The 24422-nt window shown below is 70.1% G+C and carries 24 protein-coding genes and 1 pseudogene; 15 read left to right on the plus strand and 10 right to left on the minus strand.

Going from position 1 to position 24422, the window contains the following annotated elements; genetic code table 11:
- Nucleotides 1-12: 12 nt before the first annotated feature.
- The 3 genes from OG885_RS26600 to OG885_RS26610 all read left to right on the plus strand — a co-directional run bounded on the left by OG885_RS26600 (nucleotide 13) and on the right by OG885_RS26610 (nucleotide 4744).
- Nucleotides 13-1788 (plus strand): PQQ-binding-like beta-propeller repeat protein, encoded by a 1776-nt coding sequence (locus OG885_RS26600; protein WP_405735832.1) that lies wholly within the window; start codon nucleotides 13-15, stop codon nucleotides 1786-1788.
- Between the two features lie 75 nt (nucleotides 1789-1863).
- The gene (locus OG885_RS26605) at nucleotides 1864-3795 is read left to right on the plus strand and encodes a PQQ-binding-like beta-propeller repeat protein (protein WP_405735835.1); all 1932 of its coding nucleotides are present in this window, start codon (nucleotides 1864-1866) and stop codon (nucleotides 3793-3795) included.
- A gap of 265 nt (nucleotides 3796-4060) precedes the next feature.
- Nucleotides 4061-4744, plus strand: a complete 684-nt coding sequence (locus OG885_RS26610) for a LuxR C-terminal-related transcriptional regulator (RefSeq protein WP_405735838.1) — start codon at nucleotides 4061-4063, stop codon at nucleotides 4742-4744.
- A gap of 78 nt (nucleotides 4745-4822) precedes the next feature.
- Here OG885_RS26610 and OG885_RS26615 read toward each other — a convergent pair whose 3' ends face one another.
- Nucleotides 4823-5143, minus strand: coding sequence for a hypothetical protein (locus OG885_RS26615; RefSeq protein WP_405735841.1), 321 nt, complete (start codon nucleotides 5141-5143; stop codon nucleotides 4823-4825).
- A 21-nt stretch (nucleotides 5144-5164) separates the two neighbouring features.
- Nucleotides 5165-6853, minus strand: a complete 1689-nt coding sequence (locus OG885_RS26620) for a sodium:solute symporter family protein (protein ID WP_405735844.1) — start codon at nucleotides 6851-6853, stop codon at nucleotides 5165-5167.
- Nucleotides 6854-6962: 109 nt separating this feature from the next.
- Between OG885_RS26620 and galT the strand changes: the two genes are divergently transcribed.
- The 7 genes from galT (at nucleotide 6963) to OG885_RS26655 (ending at nucleotide 13321) form a co-directional block, all read left to right on the plus strand.
- Nucleotides 6963-8024, plus strand: coding sequence for a galactose-1-phosphate uridylyltransferase (gene galT, locus OG885_RS26625; protein ID WP_405735846.1), 1062 nt, complete (start codon nucleotides 6963-6965; stop codon nucleotides 8022-8024).
- Nucleotides 8021-8989: a UDP-glucose 4-epimerase GalE gene (gene galE / locus OG885_RS26630; protein ID WP_405735848.1), complete on the plus strand. Its 969-nt coding sequence runs from the start codon at nucleotides 8021-8023 to the stop codon at nucleotides 8987-8989. The genes galT and galE overlap by 4 nt, the downstream gene beginning before the upstream one ends.
- On the plus strand, nucleotides 8989-10143 hold the full coding sequence (gene galK, locus OG885_RS26635; RefSeq protein WP_405735851.1) for a galactokinase: 1155 nt from the start codon (nucleotides 8989-8991) through the stop codon (nucleotides 10141-10143). Before galE ends, galK begins: the two co-directional genes overlap by 1 nt.
- Before the next feature lie 154 nt (nucleotides 10144-10297).
- Nucleotides 10298-10591: a hypothetical protein gene (locus OG885_RS26640; protein WP_405735854.1), complete on the plus strand. Its 294-nt coding sequence runs from the start codon at nucleotides 10298-10300 to the stop codon at nucleotides 10589-10591.
- The gene (locus OG885_RS26645) at nucleotides 10588-11886 is read left to right on the plus strand and encodes a WXG100 family type VII secretion target (protein WP_405735856.1); all 1299 of its coding nucleotides are present in this window, start codon (nucleotides 10588-10590) and stop codon (nucleotides 11884-11886) included. Before OG885_RS26640 ends, OG885_RS26645 begins: the two co-directional genes overlap by 4 nt.
- Nucleotides 11883-12506, plus strand: coding sequence for a hypothetical protein (locus tag OG885_RS26650; protein ID WP_405735858.1), 624 nt, complete (start codon nucleotides 11883-11885; stop codon nucleotides 12504-12506). Before OG885_RS26645 ends, OG885_RS26650 begins: the two co-directional genes overlap by 4 nt.
- Nucleotides 12503-13321, plus strand: a complete 819-nt coding sequence (locus tag OG885_RS26655; RefSeq protein ID WP_405735860.1) for a hypothetical protein — start codon at nucleotides 12503-12505, stop codon at nucleotides 13319-13321. The genes OG885_RS26650 and OG885_RS26655 overlap by 4 nt, the downstream gene beginning before the upstream one ends.
- Here the strand turns inward: OG885_RS26655 and OG885_RS26660 are convergent.
- Nucleotides 13318-13773 carry a GNAT family N-acetyltransferase gene (locus OG885_RS26660; RefSeq protein WP_405742888.1) on the minus strand — a complete coding sequence of 152 codons (456 nt, stop codon included), beginning with the start codon at nucleotides 13771-13773 and terminating at the stop codon, nucleotides 13318-13320. The genes OG885_RS26655 and OG885_RS26660 overlap by 4 nt on opposite strands.
- Before the next feature lie 262 nt (nucleotides 13774-14035).
- Here OG885_RS26660 and OG885_RS26665 point away from each other — a divergent pair.
- Nucleotides 14036-14861 (plus strand): annotated as a pseudogene (locus OG885_RS26665) (LuxR C-terminal-related transcriptional regulator); the annotation flags it as partial.
- On the opposite strand, the gene tamR reads toward OG885_RS26665, so the two are convergent.
- A complete protein-coding gene (gene tamR, locus OG885_RS26670) occupies nucleotides 14823-15320 on the minus strand; it encodes a MarR family transcriptional regulator TamR (RefSeq protein ID WP_126903729.1) in 498 nt (165 codons plus the stop codon). The pseudogene OG885_RS26665 and the gene tamR overlap by 39 nt on opposite strands.
- A gap of 89 nt (nucleotides 15321-15409) precedes the next feature.
- On the opposite strand from tamR, the gene OG885_RS26675 reads away from it, so the two are divergent.
- The 3 genes from OG885_RS26675 to OG885_RS26685 are packed head-to-tail and all read left to right on the plus strand — an operon-like array spanning nucleotide 15410 to nucleotide 16802.
- Entirely contained in the window at nucleotides 15410-16204 is a 795-nt protein-coding gene (locus tag OG885_RS26675) for a trans-aconitate 2-methyltransferase (protein WP_405735862.1), read from the plus strand.
- A gap of 3 nt (nucleotides 16205-16207) precedes the next feature.
- Nucleotides 16208-16570, plus strand: coding sequence for a VOC family protein (locus OG885_RS26680; RefSeq protein WP_405735864.1), 363 nt, complete (start codon nucleotides 16208-16210; stop codon nucleotides 16568-16570).
- 58 nt (nucleotides 16571-16628) lie between these two features.
- Nucleotides 16629-16802 carry a CsbD family protein gene (locus OG885_RS26685; RefSeq protein ID WP_405735867.1) on the plus strand — a complete coding sequence of 58 codons (174 nt, stop codon included), beginning with the start codon at nucleotides 16629-16631 and terminating at the stop codon, nucleotides 16800-16802.
- 64 nt (nucleotides 16803-16866) lie between these two features.
- Here OG885_RS26685 and OG885_RS26690 read toward each other — a convergent pair whose 3' ends face one another.
- Together OG885_RS26690 and OG885_RS26695 are read right to left on the minus strand one after the other, a co-directional pair.
- Entirely contained in the window at nucleotides 16867-17544 is a 678-nt protein-coding gene (locus OG885_RS26690) for a TetR family transcriptional regulator (protein WP_399961180.1), read from the minus strand.
- Nucleotides 17541-18551, minus strand: coding sequence for an acyl-CoA desaturase (locus tag OG885_RS26695; RefSeq protein WP_405735869.1), 1011 nt, complete (start codon nucleotides 18549-18551; stop codon nucleotides 17541-17543). The genes OG885_RS26690 and OG885_RS26695 overlap by 4 nt, the downstream gene beginning before the upstream one ends.
- Nucleotides 18552-18854: 303 nt before the next feature.
- Between OG885_RS26695 and ppc the strand changes: the two genes are divergently transcribed.
- The gene (ppc, locus tag OG885_RS26700; RefSeq protein WP_405735871.1) at nucleotides 18855-21596 is read left to right on the plus strand and encodes a phosphoenolpyruvate carboxylase; all 2742 of its coding nucleotides are present in this window, start codon (nucleotides 18855-18857) and stop codon (nucleotides 21594-21596) included.
- A gap of 63 nt (nucleotides 21597-21659) precedes the next feature.
- Here ppc and OG885_RS26705 read toward each other — a convergent pair whose 3' ends face one another.
- The 4 genes from OG885_RS26705 to OG885_RS26720 all read right to left on the minus strand — a co-directional run bounded on the left by OG885_RS26705 (nucleotide 21660) and on the right by OG885_RS26720 (nucleotide 24318).
- Nucleotides 21660-22346 carry an LPXTG cell wall anchor domain-containing protein gene (locus tag OG885_RS26705; RefSeq protein WP_405735873.1) on the minus strand — a complete coding sequence of 229 codons (687 nt, stop codon included), beginning with the start codon at nucleotides 22344-22346 and terminating at the stop codon, nucleotides 21660-21662.
- A gap of 135 nt (nucleotides 22347-22481) precedes the next feature.
- Nucleotides 22482-22985 carry a hypothetical protein gene (locus OG885_RS26710; RefSeq protein ID WP_405735875.1) on the minus strand — a complete coding sequence of 168 codons (504 nt, stop codon included), beginning with the start codon at nucleotides 22983-22985 and terminating at the stop codon, nucleotides 22482-22484.
- Between the two features lie 42 nt (nucleotides 22986-23027).
- Nucleotides 23028-23630, minus strand: coding sequence for an aminoacyl-tRNA hydrolase (gene pth / locus OG885_RS26715; protein WP_405735877.1), 603 nt, complete (start codon nucleotides 23628-23630; stop codon nucleotides 23028-23030).
- 94 nt (nucleotides 23631-23724) lie between these two features.
- Nucleotides 23725-24318 carry a 50S ribosomal protein L25/general stress protein Ctc gene (locus OG885_RS26720; protein WP_405735879.1) on the minus strand — a complete coding sequence of 198 codons (594 nt, stop codon included), beginning with the start codon at nucleotides 24316-24318 and terminating at the stop codon, nucleotides 23725-23727.
- Nucleotides 24319-24422 lie beyond the last annotated feature (104 nt).

The raw sequence follows: 24422 nt of genomic DNA on the forward strand, positions 1-24422 counted from the left end.
GGGAGCGCGCTGATGACCCAGCCGCCCGGTTTTGGAGCACCGCAGGACCCGCCGCCGCAGGGTGGTTTCGGCGCACCGCCGCCGCCCGCGGGGCCGCCGCAGACCCCGCCGCCTCCGCAGGGCCCGCCGCAGCCCGGTTACGGCTACCCCCAGAAGGTCGACCAGCCCGGCCCGTACGGCCAGCCGCCGCAGCAGCCCGGTCCCTACGGCCAGCCGCAGCAGCAGCCGGGCCCCTACGCCCAGCCCGGCCCGTACGGCCAGCCCCAGCAGCCGGGTCCGTACGGCCAGCCCGGATACGGCTACCCGCCCCAGCCGCAGTACCCCGGCGGCCCCGGCACCCCGCCCGGCTCCTCCGGCTCGCGCAACCCCTTCAAGGGCAAGCCGGCCCTCGTCATCGCCGCGGCGGTCGCCGGACTCCTCGTCGTCGGCGGCACGGTGTGGGCCGTCGCCGCCGGGGACGACGACCCGAAGAAGCCGGTCGCCGAGGAGAGCGGCAGCCCCAAGCCCTCCGCGTCCGACGACCCGGTCAACCCCGGTGACGGCGACGGGGGCGGCGGCAAGGGCCAGGAGGACCTCAACGAGGGCCGCCAGACGGGCGAATCGAAGGTGCTCTGGTACAAGACCGCGCCGGACGCCCCCGGTTCAGGGGCCGACGCCCCCGGCATGTGGATCACCGACAAGACCGCGGTGAAGGCGGCGTACAAGCAGCTCTTCGGCTACAACGTCAGTGACGGCAACCCCGCCTGGGACCCGATCACCTTCGACCAGAAGATCTGCTCGGTCACCCCGCAGAAGACCGCCGCCAACAAGATCGTCGTCGCCTACATGAGCGGCAGCAGCGACCGCGCGGAATGCAACAAGCTCCAGGAGATCGACCTCGACACCGGCGCCAAGGGCTGGACCGGGGAGGTCGCCGACGGCGAACTGTTCGACTCCACGCTCCAGATCGAGCTGACCATCACCGGCAAGACGCTGATGGTGGGCCGCTCGATGTCCGGCACCGCCCTCGACGTCACGACCGGCAAGAAGCTGTTCGACAAGAAGAAGTACGGCGACGCCTGCTTCCCGAGCGCGTTCGCCGGCGGCTCCAAGCTGATCGCCGTCTCCTCCTGCGACGCCTCCGGGGCGAACGAGCACGACGAGGTGCAGGAGCTGGACCCGACGACCGGCAAGGTCAGGTGGACCCAGAAGTTCGACAAGGGCTGGCGGGTCGCCCGCGCCTACTCCATCGACCCGCTCGTCATCTACAGCACCAACGAGGACAAGAACGCCTGGAACATCTCCACGTTCACCTCGGGCGGCAAGTTCCGCTCCCAGGTCGGCTTCGACGAGGACTTCGATCCCGCCTGCGACTGGGCGATCTTCGCCCGTGACCTGACGGGCTGCACCGGCACGGCCGCCGACGCCGACACGCTCTACCTGCCGACCAAGGCGACGACCGGCGCGAACGAGATCGTGGCGATCAACCTCTCCACCGGCAAGGAGAAGTGGCGCGTCAAGTCCCCCGCGGACGAGTCGATGCTGCCGCTGAAGATCGAGAACGGCAAGCTCATCGCGTACGTCGAGCCGTCGTACGACGCGGGCGGCCAGGTCGTGTCCATCGCGACGACCGGCTCGGACCACAAGCCGGCGAAGCTGCTCCAGAACCCGGCGTCCGCCGCCGAGGTCGAGAACGGCTTCTACTCCAAGGCCATCGACTGGGCGGGCGGACGCTTCTATCTCTCGACCACCCGGCTGAACGGCGACGACGACGCGCAGGAGAAGTTGATGCTCGCCTACGGCAAGTAGCGCGTCCCGCCCGCCACGACGGGCAGCCCTTGCGCCTTCGTCCGCTTCCGTCCCCGCTTCCCGAGGTACTCCGTCATGACCCAGCCGCCGCCCCCGCCGAACCAGCCCCCGCCCGGGGGAGGCTTCGGCCCGCCCCAGGACCAGCCCCCGCAGCAGCCGCCGCCCGCGCAGCAGCCCGGCTTCGGCGCCCCGCAGGACCAGCCCCCGCAGCAGCCCGGTTTCGGCGCACCCCAGACACCCCCGCCCCCGCAGCCCGGCTACGGATACCCGCAGGCTCCGCAGACACCGCCGCCCGCGCCCCCGCAGGGACCGCCGACGCCCCCGGTCGGTCCGGGCTACGGCTACCCGCAACCGCCGCAGCCGCAGCAGCCGTACGGCCAGCCGCCCACCCCGGCGCCGAACCCGTACGGCCAGCCGCAGCCCGACACCTACGGCCAGCAGCCGGGTGTCTACGGCCAGCCGCAGCCGAACACCTACGGTCAGCAGCCCGGTTACGGCTACCAGCAGCCGACCATGCCGATGCAGCCGCAGCCCGGGCCGCCGACCGGCGGGCGGAAGTTCAACTCGCAGCTGACGATCATCGTCGCGGCGGTCGTCGCGATCGCGCTGATCGTCGGCGGCGGCCTCTGGTACGCCAGTTCCTCCGGTGACGACGGCAAGAAGGACACCGCGGGCAGCAGCGGCGGCACCGGTGGCGGCGGCGACGAGAAGGGCGGCACCGGCGGCACCAGCAGCAAGGGCGACGAGAAGGTCCCGGCGAACACCGCCGCCTCCGTCCTCTTCCAGGTCCCGCAGCCCGAGGTCAAGGTCGACACCACCTACACCGTCAACGGCTCCTGGCTGACCGACACGGTGTACGCCAAGAGCGGCATCGCCGAGATCGTCGGCTACGACCCCGACAAGGGCACCGAGAAGTGGACGATCAAGCTGCCCGGCCCGGTGTGCCAGGCCAGCCGCCAGATGACCGACAAGCATCTGACGGCCATCGCCTACGAGCCCGCGATGCCGACCAAGGAGAAGCCGACGGCCGGGTGCAGCCAGGTCGCGGCGATCGACCTCGACGCGGGCACGAAGCTGTGGACGAAGACCGCCAACGCCGGTGACCGGCTGATCCCCTGGGACAACGTCACCGTCAGCGCGAACACCGTCGCCACCGGCTCCACCAGCGGCGGCGCCGCCTGGGACATCACCACCGGCAAGTCCCTGTGGACCCCGAAGCCGACCGACAGCTGCTACGACGCGGGTTACGCCGGCGGCGCCAAGCTGGTCGCGGTCCGCAAGTGCGGTGAGTACGGCGAGCGCCAGCTGCACATCCAGACCATCGACCCGGCGTCCGGGAAGGTGATCTCCGAGTACAAGATGTCGCAGGGCATCGAGTACGCGAGCGTGGTCTCCACCGACCCGCTGGTCGTCGCCGCCGAGGTCGGGGAGGACGCGGCCGCCAGCGGCATCTCCGACGTCTTCTCCATCGACAACAAGACCGGCAAGCTGCGGACCCGTATCGCCCTGCCGGGCGACGAGTACGCGGCCCGCTGCGACGGCATCTACCGGCCCGAGTACTGCTTCCAGATCGCCGTCGGCAACGACCGGGTGTACGTGCCGACGGAGGAGCACCAGGGCACCGGCAGCGACTACAGCCGGACCAACGAGATCATCGCCTTCGACCTGGCCACGGGGAAGCAGACCGGCCAGCGCGCGGACGCCGGCGACGGCTACACGATCAGTCCGCTGCGCATGGACGGCGGCAACCTGATCGCGTACAAGCGTCCGCCGTACGACAAGGGCGGCCAGATCGTCAGCATCGACGGCGGCACCTTCAAGGAGACCAAGCTCCTGGAGAACCCGGCGACGGAGGCGGTCCGCGACGTGGAGACGAGCATGCTCCCCGACTCCTCCGAACTCATCTACCACGACGGCCGGCTGTTCATGTCGGAGGTCTACGCGAGCGATTTCGGCAGCAGTTCGGGTGAGAAGGAGTACCTGGCGATCGCTTTCGGCGCGAAGTGACCGCGTAACCGTCTCTTCACACTGCCCCGTCCCTGCTCAGGGGCGGGGCAGTGCGCGTACCACCCATCAATCTCGAATGACGGAAATTCCGTCGATCCGGGGCACTTCTCACCAGTAGGGGGAGCGCAACGTCGAACAAGCGTGTAGCTTCCGGGGGCATGAAGAGCGGGGGGAGCCGGGAGGGGGCTCCTGTCCGTGCGGACCAGTGAGCATCCATAGTGGGGCATCCATTTGCGGATCCATTGGGGGACTGGGGGGTTGCTCGATGGGAGTGCGGCTCATGGTGGTCGACGACCACCGACTGCTGGCCGAGGCGTTGGCCTCGGCGTTGAAACTGCGGGGCCACCGGGTCCTCGCCGCGGCGGCACCGGCCGCGGGGGCGGCGGAGCTGGTGATCACCCGGGCGCCGGAGGTGTGCCTGCTGGGCACGGCGACCCCGGCCGAGCCGGGCATCTTCGACCCGGTGGTGAAGATCAAGCGGGACCGTCCGCAGGTGGCGGTGCTGGTCCTCGGCCCGGTGCCGAGCCCGCGCGGGATAGCCGCGGCCTTCGCCGCGGGCGCCTCGGGATATGTACGGCACGACGAGCGCATCGAGGGTGTCGAGCGGGCGATCATGAAGGCGCGGGCGGGCGAGGCGGCGGTGGCACCTCAGCTGCTGCAAGGCGCCTTCAGCGAACTGCTCAACCCCGCCGCCCAACCGGACGACGAGGGCCAGCGCCTGCTCCAGATGCTCACCCCGCGCGAGGTGGAGGTCCTGGTCCGGGTCGCCGACGGCGAGGACACCCGCCTGATCGCGGCGGGCATGGGCATCGCCCCGTCCACGGCCCGCACCCATGTCCAGCGCGTCCTGATGAAACTGGGAGTGGGATCAAGGCTGGAAGCGGCAGCACTGGCGGCCCGCACAGGCCTGCTTGACCGGGCGGGCCCGGTGAACTCCGGCCCCGAGTAACGCCCTCGGGGGCGCGGGGAACTGCGCGACCAGCCCCCACGCCCCCGCAGCCGGCGGACAACAGTCAGTCCAATGGCGCTATTCCGCCCGCTGCTCCCCCTCCGGAGGTACCGGCGTCGCTGGCGGAGTGGGCCGCAGCTTCAGCCAGACCAGGAAGAAGATGCCGAGGAGCAGCATCCCCAGCCCGGTCCAGAGGTTGATGTTGACGCCCTCCGCCTTGTCGAGCGTGGCGTCGGACGGGTTGATGCCGGCGATCGTGACGATGACCCCGTACAGGACGAACAGGCCGCCGATGATGCGGCGCAGGTCGAAGATGCGGGCCGCGGTGGCCGACTTGGCCTGGAGCTCGGCGACTTCCCGCTGGACGTCCTTCTCGGAATACCCGTGGTGCTCAGACATGGTCTCTCCATCCTCTCGCGATCAGAACGAGAACGGGATGTAGCAGGCGGCGGCCAGCACGATCGCGCCCCAGCCCAGCAGGGCCGGCCTGCGGTACCAGGCGTCGTCGCCCTCGGCGGGGGCCTCGGACATACCGGGGGAGCGGGTGCCGTAGACCAGGCCCTGGAGCTCCTCGGCCGGCTTCGGCGCGGTGAACATCGACACCGCGAACATCACGACCGCGCCCGCGACGAAGCCGACGATCGCGGAGACGAAGTTGGCGCCCTGGTCGGAGGGGATGTCGATGATGCCCTGCTTGTAGATCCAGAAGTAGTTCACCATCGCCGCGACCGTGCCCGCGAGCAGGCCCCAGAAGCCGGACTTCACCGACGCCCGCTTCCAGAACATGCCGACGATGAAGACCACGAACATCGGCACGTTGAAGAAGGAGAACAGGGTCTGGAGGTAGCTCATGATGTTGGAGAAGGAGGAGGCGAGGAACGCCGTCCCCACCGAGGCCGCCACACCGATCACCGTGATCAGCCGGCCGAAGCGCACGTAGTACTCGTCCTCGCGGCCGCGCTGCACGTACCGCCCCCAGATGTCGTTGGTGAACACCGTGTTGAAGGACGACACGTTGGCCGCCATGCCCGCCATGAACGCGGCCAGCAGACCCGTCACCGCGATGCCCAGCACGCCGTTCGGCAGCAGCTGTTCCATCAGATAGGGGATCGCGTCGTTGTACTGGTAGCCCGAGTCGGCGGTGCCGAAGCCGGGGATCAGGGCGGCGGCGGTCAGGCCCGGGATCATCACCAGGAAGACGATGAAGATCTTCGGGAACGCGGCGATCAGCGGCGTGCGCTGGGCGGCGCTCAGGTTCTTCGCCGACAGGGCGCGCTGGACCTCGGCGAAGTTCGTCGTCCAGTAGCCGAAGGAGAGGACGAAACCGAGGCCGAGCACGATGGTCAGCCAGTTCGCGCCCAACGGGTTGTCCGAGCCGATACCGGTACCGCCCCAGGCCGTCGTGAAGTTCGCGCCGTGCTCAGCCGTCAGCTTGTCCGTCAGACCGTCCCAGCCGCCGACCTTCTTCAGGCCGAGGACCACGATCGGGATGAGGGCCGCGAGGATCACGAAGAACTGGAGCACCTCGTTGTAGATCGCCGACGACAGTCCGCCGAGGGTGATGTACGCCAGCACGAACGCGCCCGCGACCACGATCGCCACCCACTGCGGCCAGCCAAGGAGCGCCTCGACGACGATCGCGAGGGCGTACAGGTTCACCCCGGCGATCAGGATCGCGGCGAAGGCGAACAGGGCCGAGCTGAGCAGGTGTGCCCATTTGTCGAAGCGCAGCAGCAGCATCTCGGGGACCGAGCGGACCTTGCTGCCGTAGTAGAAGGGCATCATCACCAGGCCCAGGAAGACCATCGCCGGGATGGCGCCGATCCAGTACCAGTGCACGGTGTACGCGCCGTACTGGGCGCTGTTGGCGGCCATGCCCAGGATCTCGGTGGCGGCGAGGTTGGCCGAGATGAAGGCGAGGCCGGTGATCCAGGCGGGCAGCGAACGTCCGGAGAGGAAGAAGTCGAGGCTGGTCTTCACCGATCTGCGGGCGGCGAAGCCGATGCCCAGGACCACGACGAAGTAGATCGCCAGGATCGTGTAGTCGAGCCAGTTCGTGGGGAGTCGTAGCTCGGCCGCCAGATTTGTGACCTCTGTGGGGGTTTGCATGGGGCAATTGAACCCTTCGGCTGGCGTTCTTTGTTTGATTCTGATGTTGACGCTGCTGTCGAGTTATGGTTACTTGTGTTTAGTTCTGTTTGAGTGAAGGAGTCCGGCGGTGAAGAAGACCTCGACCCGGCTGGCCGACGGTCGTGAGCTCATCTACTACGACCTGCGTGACGACACCGTGCGGGACGCGGTCGACCGCCGCCCCCTGGAGCGGACCGTCACCACCTCCGAGGTCCGCCGCGACCCGCTCCTCGGCGACTCGGTGGCCATCGCCTCGCACCGGCAGGGCCGCACCTACCACCCGCCCGCCGACGAATGCCCGCTCTGCCCCTCCGAGGGCGACCGGCTGAGCGAGATCCCGGACTCGTCCTACGACGCCGTCGTCTTCGAGAACCGTTTCCCCTCCCTGGCCGGCGACTCGGGCCGCTGCGAGGTCGTCTGCTTCACCTCCGACCACAACGCGTCCTTCGCCGACCTCACCGAGGAGCAGGCACGCCTGGTCCTGGAGGCGTGGACGGACCGGACGTCGGAGCTGTCTCATCTGCCCTCCGTGGAACAGGTGTTCTGCTTCGAGAACCGCGGCGCCGAGATCGGGGTGACCCTCGGACATCCGCACGGGCAGATCTACGCGTACCCGTTCACCACGCCTCGCACCGCCCTGATGCTGCGCCAGGTGGCCCAGCACAAGGAGGCCACCGGCGGCGAGAACCTCTTCGACAGCGTGCTGGAGACCGAACTCGCCGGTGAGCGGGTCGTCCTGGAGAGTGAACACTGGGTCGCGTTCGTGCCGTACGCCGCGCACTGGCCCTACGAGATCCACCTCTACCCGAAGCACCGGGTGCCGGACCTGCTCGGGCTCGACGAGGACGCGCGCTCAGAATTCCCCAAGGTTTATCTGGAACTCTTGAGGCGCTTCGACCGGATCTTCGGTGAAGGGGAGCCCGCGACGCCGTACATCGCGGCCTGGCACCAGGCCCCGTTCGGCCAGCTGGAGGAGTTCGAGGGCGTCAGCCGTGACGACTTCGCGCTCCACCTCGAGCTTTTCACCATCCGCCGCACCTCCGGCAAGCTGAAGTTCCTCGCGGGTTCCGAGTCCGGCATGAACGTGTTCATCAACGACATCCGGCCGGAGGCCGCGGCCGAGCGACTGCGAGAGGTAGCGAGTTCATGAGCGGTAAGTACCTGGTGACGGGTGGCGCGGGTTACGTCGGCAGCGTGGTCGCCCAGCACCTCCTTGAGGCGGGCCACGAGGTCGTCGTCCTCGACAACCTCTCCACCGGCTTCCGCGAGGGCGTCCCGGCCGGCGCCAGGTTCGTCGAGGGCGACATCCGCGACGCTGCCAAGTGGCTCGACGCCTCCTTCGACGCCGTGCTGCACTTCGCCGCGTTCTCCCAGGTCGGCGAGTCCGTCGTCAAGCCCGAGAAGTACTGGGACAACAACGTCGCCGGCACCATGGCACTGCTCGGCGCGATGCGCGAGGCCGGCGTCCGCAAGCTCGTCTTCTCCTCCACCGCCGCCACCTACGGCGAGCCGGAGCAGGTCCCGATCGTCGAGACCGCGCCGACGAAGCCGACCAACCCCTACGGCGCCTCCAAGCTCGCGGTCGACCACATGATCACCGGCGAGGCGACGGCCCACGGCCTGGGCGCGGTCTCCCTGCGCTACTTCAACGTCGCGGGCGCGTACGGCGCCCAGGGCGAGCGGCACGACCCCGAGTCGCACCTCATCCCGCTGGTCCTCCAGGTCGCCCAGGGCAAGCGCGACGCCATCTCCGTCTTCGGCGAGGACTACCCGACGCCGGACGGCACCTGCGTCCGCGACTACATCCACGTCGCCGACCTCGCCGAGGCCCACCTCCTGGCCGTCGAGGCCGCCACCCCCGGCGAGCACCTGATCTGCAACCTCGGCAACGGCGAGGGCTTCTCCGTCCGCCAGGTCATCGAGACCGTCCGCCAGGTCACCGGCCACCCGATCCCCGAGGTCGTGGCCCCCCGCCGCGGCGGCGACCCGGCGACCCTGGTGGCCTCGGCCGCCACCGCCCGCGAGAAGCTGGGCTGGAACCCGTCCCGCGCGGACCTCGCGGGCATCGTCGCGGACGCGTGGGAGTTCGCGCAGAACATCTCTAGGGAGCAGTAGTGGGCGCAGAGCAGGTGCGCGACGGTTTCGTGGCGCTCTACGGCACCGAGCCCGAAGGCGTCTGGTCGGCGCCGGGGCGCGTCAACCTCATCGGTGAGCACACCGACTACAACGACGGCTTCGTGATGCCCTTCGCGCTGCCGCACACCGCGCTCGCCGCGGTCTCCCGCCGCGACGACGGCGTCCTGCGCCTGCACTCGGCCGACGTCGAGGGCGGCGTCGTGGAGCTGCGCCTGGACGACCTCGTCCCGGAGTCCGACCGCAACTGGACGGCGTACCCGGCGGGCGTGGTCTGGGCCCTGCGCGAGGCCGGCCACGCCGTGACCGGCGCGGATGTCCACCTCACCTCCACCGTCCCCTCGGGCGCCGGCCTGTCGTCCTCGGCGGCGCTGGAGGTCGTGGTCGCCCTGGCCCTGAACGACCTCTACGAACTCGGCCTGCCGGGCTGGCAGTTGGCCCGTCTGTGCCAGCGCGCCGAGAACGTCTACGTGGGCGCTCCCACCGGCATCATGGACCAGACGGCGTCCGCCTGCTGCGAGGAGGGCCACGCGCTCTTCCTCGACACCCGCGACCTCTCCCAGAAGCAGATCCCCTTCGACCTGGCCTCCGAGGGCATGCGTCTGCTGGTCGTCGACACCCAGGTCAAGCACTCCCACAGCGAGGGCGAGTACGGCAAGCGCCGGGCCGGCTGCGAGCGGGGCGCCGCCCTGCTCGGCGTCGACGCGCTCCGGGACATCGCCTACGGCGACCTCGACGCGGCCCTCGCCCGGCTCGGCGACGACGAGGAGGCGGTCCGGCTGGTCCGGCACGTCGTCACCGAGGACGAGCGTGTGGAGAAGGCCGTCGCCCTGCTGGAGTCGGGCGACACCCGCGCGATCGGCCCCGTGCTGGTCGCGGGGCACGCCTCCCTGCGGGACGACTTCCGGGTCTCCTGCCCCGAGCTGGACCTGGTCGTCGAGGCGGCCGTGAACGCGGGCGCGCTGGGCGCACGGATGACCGGCGGCGGCTTCGGCGGCTCGGCGATCGTCCTGGCGGACGTCGCCGACGTCGACACCATCACCAAGGCGGTCGAAGAGGCCTTCGCCACGGCCGGATTCACCGCGCCGCGCGTGTTCGAGGCGGTACCGGCGCCGGGAGCGCGCAGGCTCGTCTGAGTTCTCCGGCCGGCCCCGCACACCCCGTGGTGTGCGGGGCTGACCCATGCTTTGCTCGCGTTGGCCCGATCTTGGCGAATTCCCGACGGATCCCTGGCACCGCCCCGAGTAGCGTCACCGTGTTCGAGTGGATGCGGACGCAAACGGGGGCACGATGAGCGACCTGTCGGTCGACTACGCGGTACTCAACCGGGTGAGGCACAACCTCGACCACATCGCCGAGCTCATGAGGAAGCCGGGCCGAGAGATGCGGGACGTCACCGGTGACTCCATGGGCGTGCCCGAACTCGCCCGCCGCATGGACCACTTCGGCGACGAGTGGTCGTACGGCATCAAGCAGCTGACGAAATTCTCCGAGAAGGCGTCCAAGGCACTGCTCAAGGTCAAGGAGTCCTTCGAGCAGCTCGACCACGAGCTGGCCGAGTCCCAGCGGCAGCGGGGCAAGTGAGCGTGGCGGACGACTTCCCGGCGCTCGGTTTCGTGCCCTGCCCCGGCGATCACGCGGCCGCCGACGAGGTGGCGAAGACGGTCCGCCGTACGGCGAAGGCCCTCGCGGAGATCTCCCAGGTGCTGCACGGCACCGGCGCCGGCGACTGGAAGGGGCAGGCGGCGGAGGCCTTCCGGGAGAAGTTCGACGACGAGTTCCGCCCCCGCGTCGACGACGCCCGCGACTCCTTCGCCGGCGCCGCGACCGCCCTGGAGGACTGGGCCGCCCACATGGCCCACCAGCAGACCGCCGCCCGCCGCCTGGAGGCCCGCGCCGCCGAGGCCGCCGGCCGGGTGGACAGCGCGCACGCCAAGGCGAAGCAGCTCAAGGGGGTCAAGGGGGGAGCCGACGACCAGCAGGCGCACGACGCCGACCAGGCCGTCCACGCCCGCCAGGCCGAACTCGACGACCTGCGCCGCCAGGCCCACCGGATGTCCGAGCATTACCACGCGTACGGCAAGGACATCGCCGACCGCCTCAGGACCGCCATGGACATCGCCCCGGACGAGCCCGGCATCTGGGACCGCCTCGGCGACGCCATCGCCGACCTGGGCAAGGCCCTGGCCGATCTGCCGGGCCAGGTCGGCGAGTTGCTCGCGGACGTCGACGACTGGCTCAAGGCGCACGCGGACTGGATCACCGTCGCCGCCTCCGTCGTCGGCGTCATCGCCATCTTCTGCCCCGCGCTCGCCCCGCTCGCGATCGGCCTGAGCGCGCTCGCCCTGTTCGCGCACGCCGCGTCGTACGGCATGAGCGGCCTCTTCCCGCCCACCGGCAACAACATCGGCAACTGGCTCACCCTCGGCGGCGACGCCCTCGGCATGATCCCCGGTGTGGGCGCCGCGAAGTCGGGCCTGACGGCCGGGCTCAAGGCGGGCCGCGCGGCGGAGGGCTTCGTCGCCGGCACCCGCGTCGGCATCAGGACGGCGGCCGTGACGGCGAAGGACGTCATGAAGGCCGCCGACCCGGTCGCCAAGATGATCGACCGCCCGGTGATGGCCGTGGCCACCCGCCTCGGTGTCTCACGCGGCGCCGCCCTCACCGCCACCGAGGGCGTCCAGGCCGCCGCCACCCTCGCCTGGACGGCCCCCACCGCCCTCAACGCCTACGCCACCAGCACCGGCCGCTACGACGCCGCGACCTGGGGCACCGGCGTCGGCAACATCACCATGGGCACGGGCGGCGGGAAGTTCGGCGGACTGGTGGCGGTGGGCAGCGCGATCGGCCTGGGCGCGTGGGAGCTGACGGACGGATGAGTGTCGTCGAGGGGGCCGACCTCTGGTTCGAACTCCCGCCCGGATTCGTCGAGTTCGACCTGGCCGAGGGCCCGGAGCCCCGCATGCTGCGCATGGCGGACGCGGTCGACGCGCTCTTCGCCGCCGCGACCCCCGAGCAGAAGTTCAGCCTCGTGATCTCCGGCGAACACGTTCTCACGACGATGATCTCGGCCGGCGCCGCCCATGTGTCCAGCTGCCTGCTGCGCATGCCCGGCGGCGAACCCTCCCAGGCCACCCTCTGCGTACTCGTCGAACGCCCGCAGGCCGGCCCCGGGTTCCAGGACCGCGACTCCGCCGCCCGCCGCACGGCCGCCCAGTGGCGCACCCTGCACCCGGACGCCGAGGTCGGCCTGGTGATGCTGCCCTACGGCATCTCCGCGCTCTGCGTCCGCGAACAGCACCTCGCCGTCCCCGGCGCCCTGTTCGGCCTGCCCGACCCGGTTCCGGCCACGGTCCGCCAGGCCGAGTTCTGGGTGCCGCTGAAGACGGGCCCCGGCGCGGTGCTGTTCGTGTTCACCACGCAGGACGTGGCGCACTGGGCGCAGTACGTCGACGTACTCAGCGGCATAGTGAAGTCGATCTCGGAGGAACGGGTATGAGCGACGAGGTCACGCACAGGACGCCGGTGATACCGGCGGTCGGGATCGGCGCGTACGTGCTCGCGGTGATCGTCGGCATGTACTTCCTGGACCTCTCCGCTCTCCAGATCCCCCTGTGGCTCGCCCACGCGGTCGTCCTGGCCCTCCTGATCCGCCGTCTGGGCGCGAAGCAGTCCAGCACCTACGCCGCCCTGTTCGTCGTCCTCACCTCGGCTTCGGCGGTGTACGTCATGGGCCTCGCCCGCGACGACCTCACCCTCCAGCAGCGCGGCGAGAAGGTCACGGCCACGGTGGTGAAGGAGTGGCAGGACCCGGCGGAGGGCCGCAAGGGACGCGACTCCCACTACACGCTCCGCCGCCAGGACGGCACCCGTGTCCCGGGCCCGCCCCTGACGACGACCTCCGACGTGTACGACGTGGGCCAGACCCTGACGGTCATCGAGGACCCCGACGCGGAACTGGCCCCCGAGACCCCCGGCCAGGCGAACGCCACCGCCGAGATCCTCGGCGCGAGCGCCCTCGCCCTCGCCGCGCTGGGCGCGATCGGCTGGATGACCCGGAAAAGCGCACGGAAGGAGAAGGACGTGGACACGGGAGCCCAGGCGGCACAGGAGGAGAAGCTCCGGGAGGCCCTGCGCACCTACCCCGCCGACCGCCGCGGCTACATCAAAATCCACCCCGAGGACTACCCCGCCCTCACCCACCAGCGCGCCGCCCGCATCGCCTGGGAGACGGGCCTGCGCACGGAAGCCGCCGGCAACCGGGGCTCGTGGCGCTTCAAGGAGACGGTGGTGGAAGAGGTCCCGCTGGACTAACCGAGCCTCTTCGTCAGCGTGTACTCCGTGATCCCCGGTGGATAGTCCGGGATCACGCACACCACCTCGTAGCCGCGCTTCTTGTAGAACTCCGGCGCCTGGAAGTCCCAGGTCTCAAGCCGGGACATCGCGCACCCCCGTTCGTCGCGGGCGATCCGCTCCGCCTCCGTGAGCAACCGCGAACCCAGGCTCGCGCCGCGGTGGCGTTCGTCGACCCACAGGTAGGTGACGTGGAGCCAGGCCGTCCAGGTGTGGCCGACCAGACCGCCGGCGAGATCGCCCGCCTCGTCCAGCACCCAGACGTGGAGCGGACGTTCCCGTTCGTCCGGGGTGCCGCGCAGGGCGCGCAGGACGGGGGAGGCCGCGGTGTTGGTGTCCCGCAGTCGGATTCGCAGCAGATCGCGCCGGTCCTTGTCGACTTCTGTCTCCATACGAAACATGCGGCTCACCATAAACGCGCTGGACAGCCAGTTCTGCAAATTACCTTCCGCTCCTGCCCCCCGGCCGTACCCTGATGAACAGCACCGGTGGGGGCCGGTGCTGATCAGGGGGCGAGACAGTCGGGTACGGCACCCGAAGTGGGGGTAGCAGTTGGTGCACGGCGGCGGCCGTGCGCAGCGCCATCGCGCTTCGGGCGTCGTACCTGCGCCTGGTCTTCCGTCTCCCGACGATGGGGTATCCCCTGCTCTTCAGGAGCTTGGGGAAGGGGGTTTCGTGGTTCGCATCCGAGTCCTGGTCGTCGACGACCATCGCATCTTCGCCGAGTCGCTCGCCGCCGCCCTGGCGGCCGAGCCCGACGTCGACGTCTCCGCGGCAGGCAGCGGTCCCGCCGCGCTGCGCAGTCTGGAGCGCGCGGCGGCGGAGGGCCGGCGGTACGACGTCCTGCTCGTCGACGCCGACCTGGGCGGCAACGTCCAGGGCATCCGGCCCGCCGTGCCCGTCCAGGAGGCGGGTGAGGACGGGCTCGTCGACGGCATCTCACTGGTGGCCGGGGTGCGTTCCGCACAGCCCGGCGTCCGGATCGTCGTACTCGCCGAGAAGGACGATCCGCGGCGCGCCGCGCTCGCCCTTCAGGCCGGTGCGTCCGGCTGGGTGGCCAAGGACTGTTCCTTGTCCCGCCTGTTGACCGTCATACGAGGGGTCCTGCGCGACGAGACCCATCTGCCGCCCGCCCTGCTCACCGGGGTGCTGCGGGAGCTGACCGCCGCGCGCAAGCACCGCACCGAGAGCGAGCGGCTGGTGGAGTCGCTCACGCCGCGGGAGCGGGAGGTGCTGCGGTGCATGGTCGCCGGGCTCGGCAGAAAGGCGGTCGCCGAGCGGCTGTTCCTCTCCCCGCACACCGTGCGCACCCATATGCAGAACGTCCTCGGCAAGCTGGGCGTGCACTCCACGCTCGCGGCCGTCGCGCTGGCCCGCCGGGCCGGGGTCGGACCCGTGGACCTTGAGCCGGCCGGGCGCATCCGGGCGGAGGAGACGCACACCGCCTGAGCCAGGCGGTCCCTCAGCCGGGGATGTTGTCGAACGGGGCGGTCAACTGGCGCAGCAGCCCCGCCAGTTCGCCCCGCTGTGCCCGGGAGAGCTCCGCGAGGATCGCCCGCTCCTGGTCGAGGAGACCGGCCAGGGCCTGGTCGGCGCGGTCCCGGCCCTCGTCCGTCAGCCGGACCAGGACGCCCCGGCGGTCCGAGGGGTCCGGCAGACGCTCCACCAGACCCTTCTTCGTCAGCCGGTCGATGCGGTTCGTCATCGTGCCCGAGGTGACCAGGGTCTGGGTCAGGAGCTGTCCGGGGGAGAGCTGGTACGGCGTTCCCGCGCGCCTGAGCGCGGTCAGGACGTCGAACTCCCAGGGCTCCAGGCTGTGCTCGGAGAAGGCAAGACGGCGTGCGCGATCCAGGTGCCGGGCCAGTCTGCTCACCCGGCTGAGCACCTCGAGCGGTTCCACGTCGAGGTCCGGGCGCTCCCGGCGCCACGCAGCGACCAGCCGATCGACCTCGTCCTCCATGACGATCAGTGTAGTGGTTGTGTCGATGTGAAGTCTCTTGATGTCGAGTCTCTTGACGTCGAGAGATCTGGAGGGGGACAGTGGATCTCATGACGACTTGGGACCCCGCCCAGTACCTGCGCCACGCCGACCACCGCGCCCGCCCCTTCCTCGACCTCCTCGCCCGCGTACCGGACCTGCCGACGGCCCCGGCCGCCATCGCCGACCTCGGCTGCGGTCCCGGCAACGTCACCGCCCTCCTCGCCGACCGCTGGCCCACCGCCCGGATCACCGGCTACGACAACTCGCCCGAGATGCTCGACAAGGCCCACGCCGAGCACGCCGGCCCCACCGCCGGCGGCGGCAGCCTCGACTTCGCCCCCGCGGACGTACGGACCTGGACGCCCACCGGGCCGTACGACCTCATCATCAGCAACGCCACACTCCAGTGGGTCCCCGGGCACATGGAGCGCTTCGCGGACTGGATCGGGGCCCTCGCACCCGGCGGCACCCTCGCCTTCCAGGTCCCCGGCAACTTCGACGCCCCCAGCCACCGGCTGATGCGCGAACTCGCCGCGTCCTTCGGCCTCCCCGTCGCCCTGCGCCACGACGACGCCGTCCACACCCCCGAGGCCTACCTGGACCGCCTCACCGCCCTCGGCTGCACCGCCGACGTCTGGGAGACGACGTACGTCCATCTCCTCACCGGCGAGGACCCGGTCCTCGACTGGGTCAAGGGCACGGGACTGCGGCCCGTCCTCACCGCCCTCGCCGACGACCCGGCCGGCCGCGAGAAGTTCCTGTCCGCCTATCGCACCGCCCTGCGCGAGGCCTATCCGACGAGGCCGCACGGCACGCCGTTCCCCTTCCGCCGCATCTTCGCGGTCGCCCGCAAGGAGGCGTAACGCGTGATCACCGCCGTCGACCACGTCCAGCTCGCCGCCCCACCCGGCTCCGAGGACCGGCTGCGCGCCTACTACGCCGGCGTCCTCGGCATGACCGAAATCCCCAAACCGCCCGCGCTCGCGGCCCGCGGCGGCTGCTGGTTCCAGGCCGGGATCGTCCAGCTCCACCTCGGTGTCGAGGCCGCCTTCCGGCCCGCCCTCAAAGCCCACCCAGGGCTGCGGGTCACCGGCATCGACACGTACGCCGCCCGCCTGGAGGCCCGCGGCGCCACCGTCACCTGGGACACCGACCTGCCCGGACACCGCCGCTTCTACTCGTACGACCCCGTCGGCAACCGCCTGGAGTTTCTGGAACCGGGCGTTTGAGCCGCCGGGCCACGGTTCACCCGGCAGCCGGGAACCAACGCGATCGGGAGTGAGTGACGTGGCGAAGGACCAGAAGGCCAAGGCCAAGAAGGAACAGGCCAAGGGCAAGGCCAAGGAGGCCATGGGCCGCGCGGTAGGCAACGAGCGGATGACCACCAAGGGCCGCGCCGAACAGATGAAGGGCGACGCGCGCCAGGCCAAGGAGAAGGAGAAGGACGTCTTCAAGCACTGACGGCTTCAGCACTGACGGCTTCAAGCACTGACGTCTGGGGCGCCGAGGGGCAGAGCCGCCGGGCTCAGCTCTTGCGGCGCCCTATCAGATGCGGCTTCGCCTCCATGCCGTCCAGGCCGTGCCAGGCCAGGTTCACCAGGTGCGCGGCGACCTCCGCCTTCTTCGGGCGGCGCACGTCCAGCCACCACTGGCCCGTCAGCGCGACCATGCCCACCAGCGCCTGCGCGTACAGCGGGGCCAGCTTGGGGTCGAAGCCGCGGCTCTTGAACTCGCGGCCCAGGATGTCCTCCACCTGGGTCGCGATGTCCGAGATCAGCGACGCGAAGGAACCCGTCGACTGCGGGATGGGCGAGTCACGGACCAGGATGCGGAAGCCGTCCGTGTACTCCTCGATGAAGTCCAAAAGCGCGAACGCCGCCTGTTCCAGCAGCTCACGCGGGTGACCCGCGGTCAGCGAGCTCGTCACCATGTCGAGCAGCCGCCGCATCTCGCGGTCCACCACCACCGCGTACAGCCCCTCCTTGCCGCCGAAGTGCTCGTACACCACCGGCTTGGACACCCCGGCCTTCGCCGCGATCTCCTCCACCGACGTGGCGTCGAAGCCCTTGGCGGCGAAGAGGGCGCGACCGATCTCGAGCAGCTGTTCCCGGCGCTGGGCACCCGTCATCCGGGTACGGCGCGCACGCCGGGGCTTCTCATTGCTCTCGGTGCTGCTCGAGTCGGTCGCCACGGCGTCAATCATGCCGCCTCGACGCTGTCCTTCCGGCGCCGGGAGCCGTCTTCCTCGGTGTTACGCCGCGAATCGATACGCGAGCGTGACGGCCAGCGCACGTCGTACGCCCAGCCGGCCATCTCGAACCAGCGGATCAGCCGCGCCGAGGAGTCCACCTGGCCGCGCATCACCCCGTGCCGCGCCGACGTCGGGTCGGCGTGGTGCAGGTTGTGCCAGGACTCACCGCAGGACAGCACCGCCAGCCACCACACGTTGCCCGAACGGTCGCGCGACTTGAACGGCCGCTTGCCCACCGCGTGGCAGATCGAGTTGATCGACCACGTCACGTGGTGCAGCAGGCAGACCCGGACCAGCGAACCCCAGAAGAAGCCGGTGAACGCGCCCCACCAGGACATCGTCACCAGACCGCCGATCACGGCCGGCAGCGCCAGCGACAGCATCGTCCAGTAGATGAAGTGACGGGAGATCGAACGGATCGCCGGGTCCTTGATCAGATCCGGCGCGTACTTCTCCTGCGGCGTCTGCTCCTCGTCGAACATCCAGCCGATGTGCGCCCACCACAGGCCCTTCATCAGCGCCGGAACCGTCTCGCCGAACCGCCACGGGGAGTGCGGGTCGCCCTCCGCGTCGGAGAACTTGTGATGCTTGCGGTGGTCGGCGACCCAGCGGACGAGGGGGCCCTCGACCGCCATCGAGCCGGCGATCGCCAGCGCGATCCGCAGGGGACGCTTCGCCTTGAACGAACCGTGCGTGAAGTAGCGGTGGAAACCGATCGTGATGCCGTGGCAGCCGAGGTAGTAGAAGAAGACCATCAGGCCGAGGTCCAGCCAGCTCACCCCCCATCCCCACGCCAGCGGCACCGCCGCCAGCAACGCCAGGAACGGAACGGTGATGAAGAGCAGCAGCGTGATCTGTTCGATCCCGCGCTTCTGCTCCCCGCCGAGTGTGGCGGAGGGCATGGATGAGCCGTCGTTCGCCTTCGGGGCGTCTTCGATCACATCGGACCTTGTGGTCATTGGGGCGTCCCCTGTGGGGTTCGAGGGTTGGAGAAGAATCGTGGTACCGGTAACCGCGCGGGAGTCGAGCGGGACTTCCCTACGGTTCCGTAACCTACGGCGACGTAAGTATGGCAGCGCGTCGCCCGACGGCAAGAGCCCGAGAGTCTGCGCGTCCCGACCGGCACCTATCCTGGAGTCGTTCGGACAGCGCGGTCCGCTCTCATTTCTTCCCGGATGACCGGCCCGTATGCGGCAGCCGCCGTGCGACCGACATCCGGGTTCCCTCCCGGACGAGCTTCAACACTGCAAGGAGCCGCACCTGTGAGCAGTGCCGACGACCAGACCGTTTCTCAGGAGACCACCTCCGCCGAGCTGCGCGCCGACATCAGGCGACTCGGTGACCTCCTCGGCGAGACCCTCGTCCGCCAGGAGGGCCCGGAGCTGCTGGAGCTCGTCGAGAAGGTCCGCCGCCTCACCCGCGAGGACGGTGACGCCGCCGCCGAGCTGCTGCGGGGCACGGAACTGGAGACCGCCGCCAAGCTGGTGCGCGCCTTCTCCACCTACTTCCACCTGGCCAACGTCACCGAACAGGTGCACCGAGGCCGCGAACTGCGCGCCAAGCGCGCCGCCGAGGGCGGCCTCCTCGCCCGGACGGCCGACCGGCTCAAGGACGCCGACCCCGAGCACCTGCGCGCCACCGTGCAGAACCTCAACGTGCGCCCCGTCTTCACCGCCCACCCGACGGAGGCCGCGCGCCGCTCGGTGCTCAACAAGCTCCGGCGCATCGCCGAACTCCTGGAGACCCCGGTCCTGGAAACCGACCGCCGCCGCTACGACACCCGCCTGGCCGAGAACATCGACCTCGTCTGGCAGACCGACGAGCTGCGCGTCGTACGCCCCGAGGTCACCGACGAGTCCCGCAACGCCATCTACTACCTCGACGAACTCCACGCGGGCGCCGTCGGCGACGTCCTGGAGGACCTCACCGCCGAACTGGAGCGCGTCGGCGTCACCCTCCCCGAGGCGACGCGGCCCCTGACGTTCGGCACCTGGATCGGCGGCGACCGCGACGGCAACCCCAACGTCACCCCCCAGGTCACCTGGGACGTCCTGATCCTCCAGCACGAGCACGGCATCAACGACGCCCTCGACCTCATCGACGAACTGCGCGGCTTCCTCTCCAACTCCATCCGCTACACCGGAGCGACGGAAGAGCTGCTGGAGTCCCTGCGCGAAGACCTCGAACGCCTTCCGGAGATCAGCCCCCGCTACAAGCGCCTCAACGCCGAGGAGCCCTACCGGCTCAAGGCCACCGCGATCCGCCAGAAGCTGGAGAACACCAAGCAGCGGCTCGCCAGGAACACCCCGCACGAGCCGGGCCGCGACTACCTCGGCACCAGCGAACTGCTGAACGACCTCACCCTCATCCAGACCTCCCTGCGCGAACACCGCGGCGGCCTGTTCGCCGAGGGCCGCATGAACCGTACGATCCGTACGCTCGCCGCCTTCGGCCTCCAGCTCGCCACGATGGACGTCCGCGAACACGCCGACGCCCACCACCACGCCCTCGGCCAGCTCTTCGACCGGCTCGGCGAGGAGTCCTGGCGCTACGCCGACATGCCCCGCGACTACCGCGGCAAGCTGCTGGCGAAGGAGCTGCGGTCCCGCCGTCCGCTGGCGCCCACCCCGGCGCCCCTGGACGCGGCCGGCGAGAAGACCCTCGGCGTCTTCCACACCGTCAAGCGCGCCCTCGACGTCTTCGGTCCCGAGGTCATCGAGTCGTACATCATCTCCATGTGCCAGGGCGCCGACGACGTCTTCGCCGCCGCCGTCCTCGCCCGCGAAGCCGGTCTCATCGACCTGCACGCCGGCTGGGCCAAGATCGGCATCGTGCCGCTCCTGGAGACGACGGACGAGCTCAAGGCCGCCGACACGATCCTGGAGGACATGCTCTCCGACCCCTCCTACCGGCGTCTGGTCGCGCTGAACGGGGACGTCCAGGAGGTCATGCTCGGCTACTCCGACTCCTCCAAGTTCGGCGGCATCACCACCTCGCAGTGGGAGATCCACCGCGCCCAGCGCCGGCTGCGCGACGTCGCCCACCGGTACGGCGTCCGGCTCCGGCTCTTCCACGGCCGCGGCGGCACCGTCGGCCGCGGCGGCGGCCCCTCGCACGACGCGATCCTTGCCCAGCCCTGGGGCACCCTGGAGGGCGAGATCAAGGTGACCGAGCAGGGCGAGGTCATCTCCGACAAGTACCTGGTGCCGTCGCTGGCCCGCGAGAACCTGGAGCTCACGGTCGCGGCCACACTCCAGGCGTCCGCCCTGCACACCTCCCCCCGCCAGTCCGACGAGGCCCTCGCCCGCTGGGACGCCGCGATGGACGTCGTGTCCGACGCCGCGCACGCCGCGTACCGCAAGCTCGTCGAGGACCCGGACCTGCCGACGTACTTCGTCGCCTCGACCCCCGTGGACCAGCTCGCCGACCTCCACCTCGGCTCCCGGCCCTCCCGCCGGCCCGGCTCGGGCGTCTCCCTCGACGGACTGCGCGCCATCCCCTGGGTGTTCGGCTGGACCCAGTCCCGCCAGATCGTCCCCGGCTGGTTCGGCGTCGGCTCCGGCCTCAAGGCGCTGCGCGAGGCGGGCCTCGACACCGTGCTCGACGAGATGCACGGCCAGTGGCACTTCTTCCGCAACTTCATCTCCAACGTCGAGATGACCCTCGCGAAGACCGACCTGCGCATCGCCCGGCACTACGTCGAGACCCTCGTCCCGGCCGAGCTCCAGCACGTCTTCACCGCCATCGAGGCCGAACACGCGCTCACCGTCGCCGAGGTCCTGCGGGTCACCGGCGAGAGCGAACTCCTCGACGCCCAGCCCGTCCTGAAGCAGACGTTCGCCATCCGCGACGCCTACCTCGACCCGATCTCCTACCTCCAGGTCGCCCTGCTCAAGCGCCAGCGCGACGCGGCCGCCGCCGGCGAGGAGGCCGACCCGACCCTGGCCCGCGCCCTGCTCCTCACCGTCAACGGTGTCGCGGCGGGCCTGCGCAACACCGGCTGACGGTCCACCCACAGACGACGGTGCCCCCGAGGTCCGACCTCGGGGGCACCGTCGTATGTGTGCTTATGCCTTACGGCGACGGAACACCAGGTAGCCACCCGCGGCCACCAGCGCGGCGGCCGCACCGCCCAGCAGGCCCACCGGGGCGCCGTTGCCGGTCTCGGCCAGGTCACCGCCCTCACTGTCGCTGCCGCCACCACCCTGGGCGGACGGCGACGAGGACGCCGAAGGCTCCGAGGACTCGTCGGCCGGCGCCGACCCGGACGGCGACGCGGACGGGGAGGCCGACTCGGACGCCGACGCGGAACCCGACGGCGTCGAACCGGGGTTGCCGCCTTCGGAGCCCTCGCAGTCGGTCCAGAAGACCTTGTGCTTGGCGGCGCCGTTCTCGCCCTCGAAGTTCCAGAACAGCTTGTAGTGGCCGTCGGGCAGCGACAGGTCCTCGGTCCTGCCGTGACCCTCGTCATCGAGGGTGATCTCACCGGACTTGACCGTCTCGCCCTTGACGTCGGCCGACGGGGCCCACGCCTCGATGTGCCAGTCGACCTCCTGGACGGAGTCAAAACCGAACGCGTCCAGGTAGAAGGTGCACACGTGCGGCTCGTTGCGGTGAAGCTCCTCGCCGGTCGTGGCGTCGTGGATCTTCACCGTGCCGTTGTCACCGGGAGCGGTGGCGTAGGCGGAAGGGGCCGCGAGCAGGGCGGCCAGGGCGACGGCGGACAAAGCGCCGGCGCGGCTGAGGGTACGCATGAGGCAGTCCATCTTCGAGATGTGACAGGGAAGATGTGGAGGGGGCGGCTCAGCATCCAGCCACGACTGACCGCAGGTCAATCACGAACAGACAACACTCAGACCCTCCACAGACGTGGAGAACCCCGAAAGCCGTCAGATGGTCACGAAAGCGGCGGTGAGCAGCGCGAATCCCGCCCCCGCCATCACCCACGCGCCCCGCGTGCGCCCCAACCCGCCCGCCACCACGACCGACGCCAGCAGCAGCGCACCACCCAGCGGAACCCAGGCATAGAAAATCCCGGCCGGACCGGACCGGACGACGTCATCACTGCTCGGCTTGAGGACGACCGTGTACGTCTCGCCCTTCCGCACGGCCACCGTCTTCTCGATGACGACCTCGGCCCGCGCCTTGGACCCCTCGGAGATCGGCGTGTACGGCCCGGTACAGGTGTCCTCCCCGCACCGCGTCACCTCGATCGTGCCGCTCTCCCGGCCCTTCGTCAGCATCACGTGCTGCGCGGTGCCCCACGACGCCCACACACCGGCGATCAGGATCAGCACCGCGACCGCGCCCATCGCCGCGAGCCGCCCGAAACGAAGAGCCGCGACCGAGGCCTGGCGGGAGGTGATGGCTGTGGCAGGCATGGCGGGGATCATTGGCCATGCCTCAACGCCCCGTCAACCTCGCTGGGTGACAAGTCAGGAGTTGTACGTGCTTTGCGCCCGCTCCAGCCCCTCGATCACCAGACACTCCACGGCATCCGCCGCCCGGTCCACGAAGTAGTCGAGCTCCTTGCGCTCCGCCGAGGAGAAATCCTTCAGCACGAAGTCGGCGACCTGCATCCGACCTGGAGGCCGGCCGATCCCGAAGCGCACCCGGTGGTACTCGGCGCCGAACGCCTTCGTCATCGACTTCAGCCCGTTGTGGCCGTTGTCCCCACCGCCGAGCTTCAGCCGCAGCACCCCGTAGTCGATGTCCAGCTCGTCATGGATCGCCACGATGTTCGCGACGGGCACCTTGTAGAAGTCCTTGAGCGCGTTCACCGGCCCACCGGACAGATTCATGAACGACATCGGCTTTGCGAGGATCACCCGGCGGTTGAACGGCCCCGGCGGCCCGATCCGCCCCTCCACGACCTGCGCCTGCGCCTTCCCGGCCCGCTTGAACCTCCCCCCGATCCGCTCGGCCAGCAGATCGGCCACCATGAAACCGACGTTGTGGCGGTTGGCCGCGTACTCCGGCCCGGGGTTGCCGAGGCCGACGATCAGCCAGGGGGCGTTGGCGGGGGTCGTCACGTCCATGTCTCCTCGATACGCGCCAGCCGCCACTCCCGTACGGAAGCAGCGGCTGACGAATTCTCGCAGAGCTCCTGCAGAGCTCTGGCCGACCTCAGGCTCAGGCCTCGGCGGCCTCGTCGCCCTCGGCCTCGCCCTCAGCGGACTCCTCGGCCTGGGCGGCCAGGACCTGGAGAACGACAGCGTCGCCGTCGACGGCCAGGGTGGTGCCCTTGGGGAGCTTGATGTCCTTGGCGAGGACGGAGGCACCGGCCTCCAGGCCCTCGACGGAGACCGTGACGGACTCGGGGATGTGGGTGGCCTCGGCCTCGACCGGAAGCGCGTTCAGGACGTGCTCCAGCAGGTTGCCACCGGCGGCCAGCTCGCCCTCGGTGTGGACCGGGATCTCGACCGTGACGGTCTCGCCGCGCTTGACCAGCTGGAGGTCGACGTGCTCCAGGAAGCCCTTGATCGGGTCACGCTGGACCGACTTCGGGATGGCCAGCTCGTTGGTCTTGCCGTCGATGTCCACGGAGAGCAGGACGTTCGGCGTACGCAGGGCGAGCAGCAGCTCGTGGCCCGGAAGCGTCAGGTGCAGCGGGTCCGAACCGTGGCCGTACAGCACACCGGGAACCTTGGCGTCACGACGGATGCGGCGGGCGGCGCCCTTGCCGAACTCGCTGCGGGTCTCGGCGGAGATCTTGATCTCGGACATGTGGATCACTCCTCGTATGGGTGAGAGCGGACAAGGTCACCCGGCCACGAACGGCCTGCTACGAAGAGCGCGTCGATAACGGAGTGTCGTATCCCGCAATGGGT

This window comes from Streptomyces sp. NBC_00028 (assembly GCF_045041065.1).
GTDB lineage: Bacteria > Actinomycetota > Actinomycetes > Streptomycetales > Streptomycetaceae > Streptomyces.

Excerpts from the sequence above, each read along its gene's own strand:
- OG885_RS26705 (WP_405735873.1), bottom strand. The coding sequence starts at position 22,346 with ATGCGTACCCTCAGCCGCGCCGGCGCTTTGTCCGCCGTCGCCCTGGCC.
- OG885_RS26710 (WP_405735875.1), bottom strand. The coding sequence starts at position 22,985 with ATGATCCCCGCCATGCCTGCCACAGCCATCACCTCCCGCCAGGCCTCG.
- OG885_RS26655 (WP_405735860.1), top strand. The coding sequence starts at position 12,503 with ATGAGCGACGAGGTCACGCACAGGACGCCGGTGATACCGGCGGTCGGG.
- OG885_RS26620 (WP_405735844.1), bottom strand. The coding sequence starts at position 6,853 with ATGCAAACCCCCACAGAGGTCACAAATCTGGCGGCCGAGCTACGACTC.
- OG885_RS26720 (WP_405735879.1), bottom strand. The coding sequence starts at position 24,318 with ATGTCCGAGATCAAGATCTCCGCCGAGACCCGCAGCGAGTTCGGCAAG.
- OG885_RS26640 (WP_405735854.1), top strand. The coding sequence starts at position 10,298 with ATGAGCGACCTGTCGGTCGACTACGCGGTACTCAACCGGGTGAGGCAC.
- OG885_RS26650 (WP_405735858.1), top strand. The coding sequence starts at position 11,883 with ATGAGTGTCGTCGAGGGGGCCGACCTCTGGTTCGAACTCCCGCCCGGA.
- OG885_RS26675 (WP_405735862.1), top strand. The coding sequence starts at position 15,410 with ATGACGACTTGGGACCCCGCCCAGTACCTGCGCCACGCCGACCACCGC.
- tamR (WP_126903729.1), bottom strand. The coding sequence starts at position 15,320 with ATGGAGGACGAGGTCGATCGGCTGGTCGCTGCGTGGCGCCGGGAGCGC.
- OG885_RS26660 (WP_405742888.1), bottom strand. The coding sequence starts at position 13,773 with ATGGTGAGCCGCATGTTTCGTATGGAGACAGAAGTCGACAAGGACCGG.
- pth (WP_405735877.1), bottom strand. The coding sequence starts at position 23,630 with ATGGACGTGACGACCCCCGCCAACGCCCCCTGGCTGATCGTCGGCCTC.
- OG885_RS26610 (WP_405735838.1), top strand. The coding sequence starts at position 4,061 with ATGGGAGTGCGGCTCATGGTGGTCGACGACCACCGACTGCTGGCCGAG.
- OG885_RS26600 (WP_405735832.1), top strand. The coding sequence starts at position 13 with ATGACCCAGCCGCCCGGTTTTGGAGCACCGCAGGACCCGCCGCCGCAG.
- OG885_RS26605 (WP_405735835.1), top strand. The coding sequence starts at position 1,864 with ATGACCCAGCCGCCGCCCCCGCCGAACCAGCCCCCGCCCGGGGGAGGC.
- OG885_RS26615 (WP_405735841.1), bottom strand. The coding sequence starts at position 5,143 with ATGTCTGAGCACCACGGGTATTCCGAGAAGGACGTCCAGCGGGAAGTC.
- OG885_RS26695 (WP_405735869.1), bottom strand. The coding sequence starts at position 18,551 with ATGACCACAAGGTCCGATGTGATCGAAGACGCCCCGAAGGCGAACGAC.
- galE (WP_405735848.1), top strand. The coding sequence starts at position 8,021 with ATGAGCGGTAAGTACCTGGTGACGGGTGGCGCGGGTTACGTCGGCAGC.
- OG885_RS26690 (WP_399961180.1), bottom strand. The coding sequence starts at position 17,544 with ATGATTGACGCCGTGGCGACCGACTCGAGCAGCACCGAGAGCAATGAG.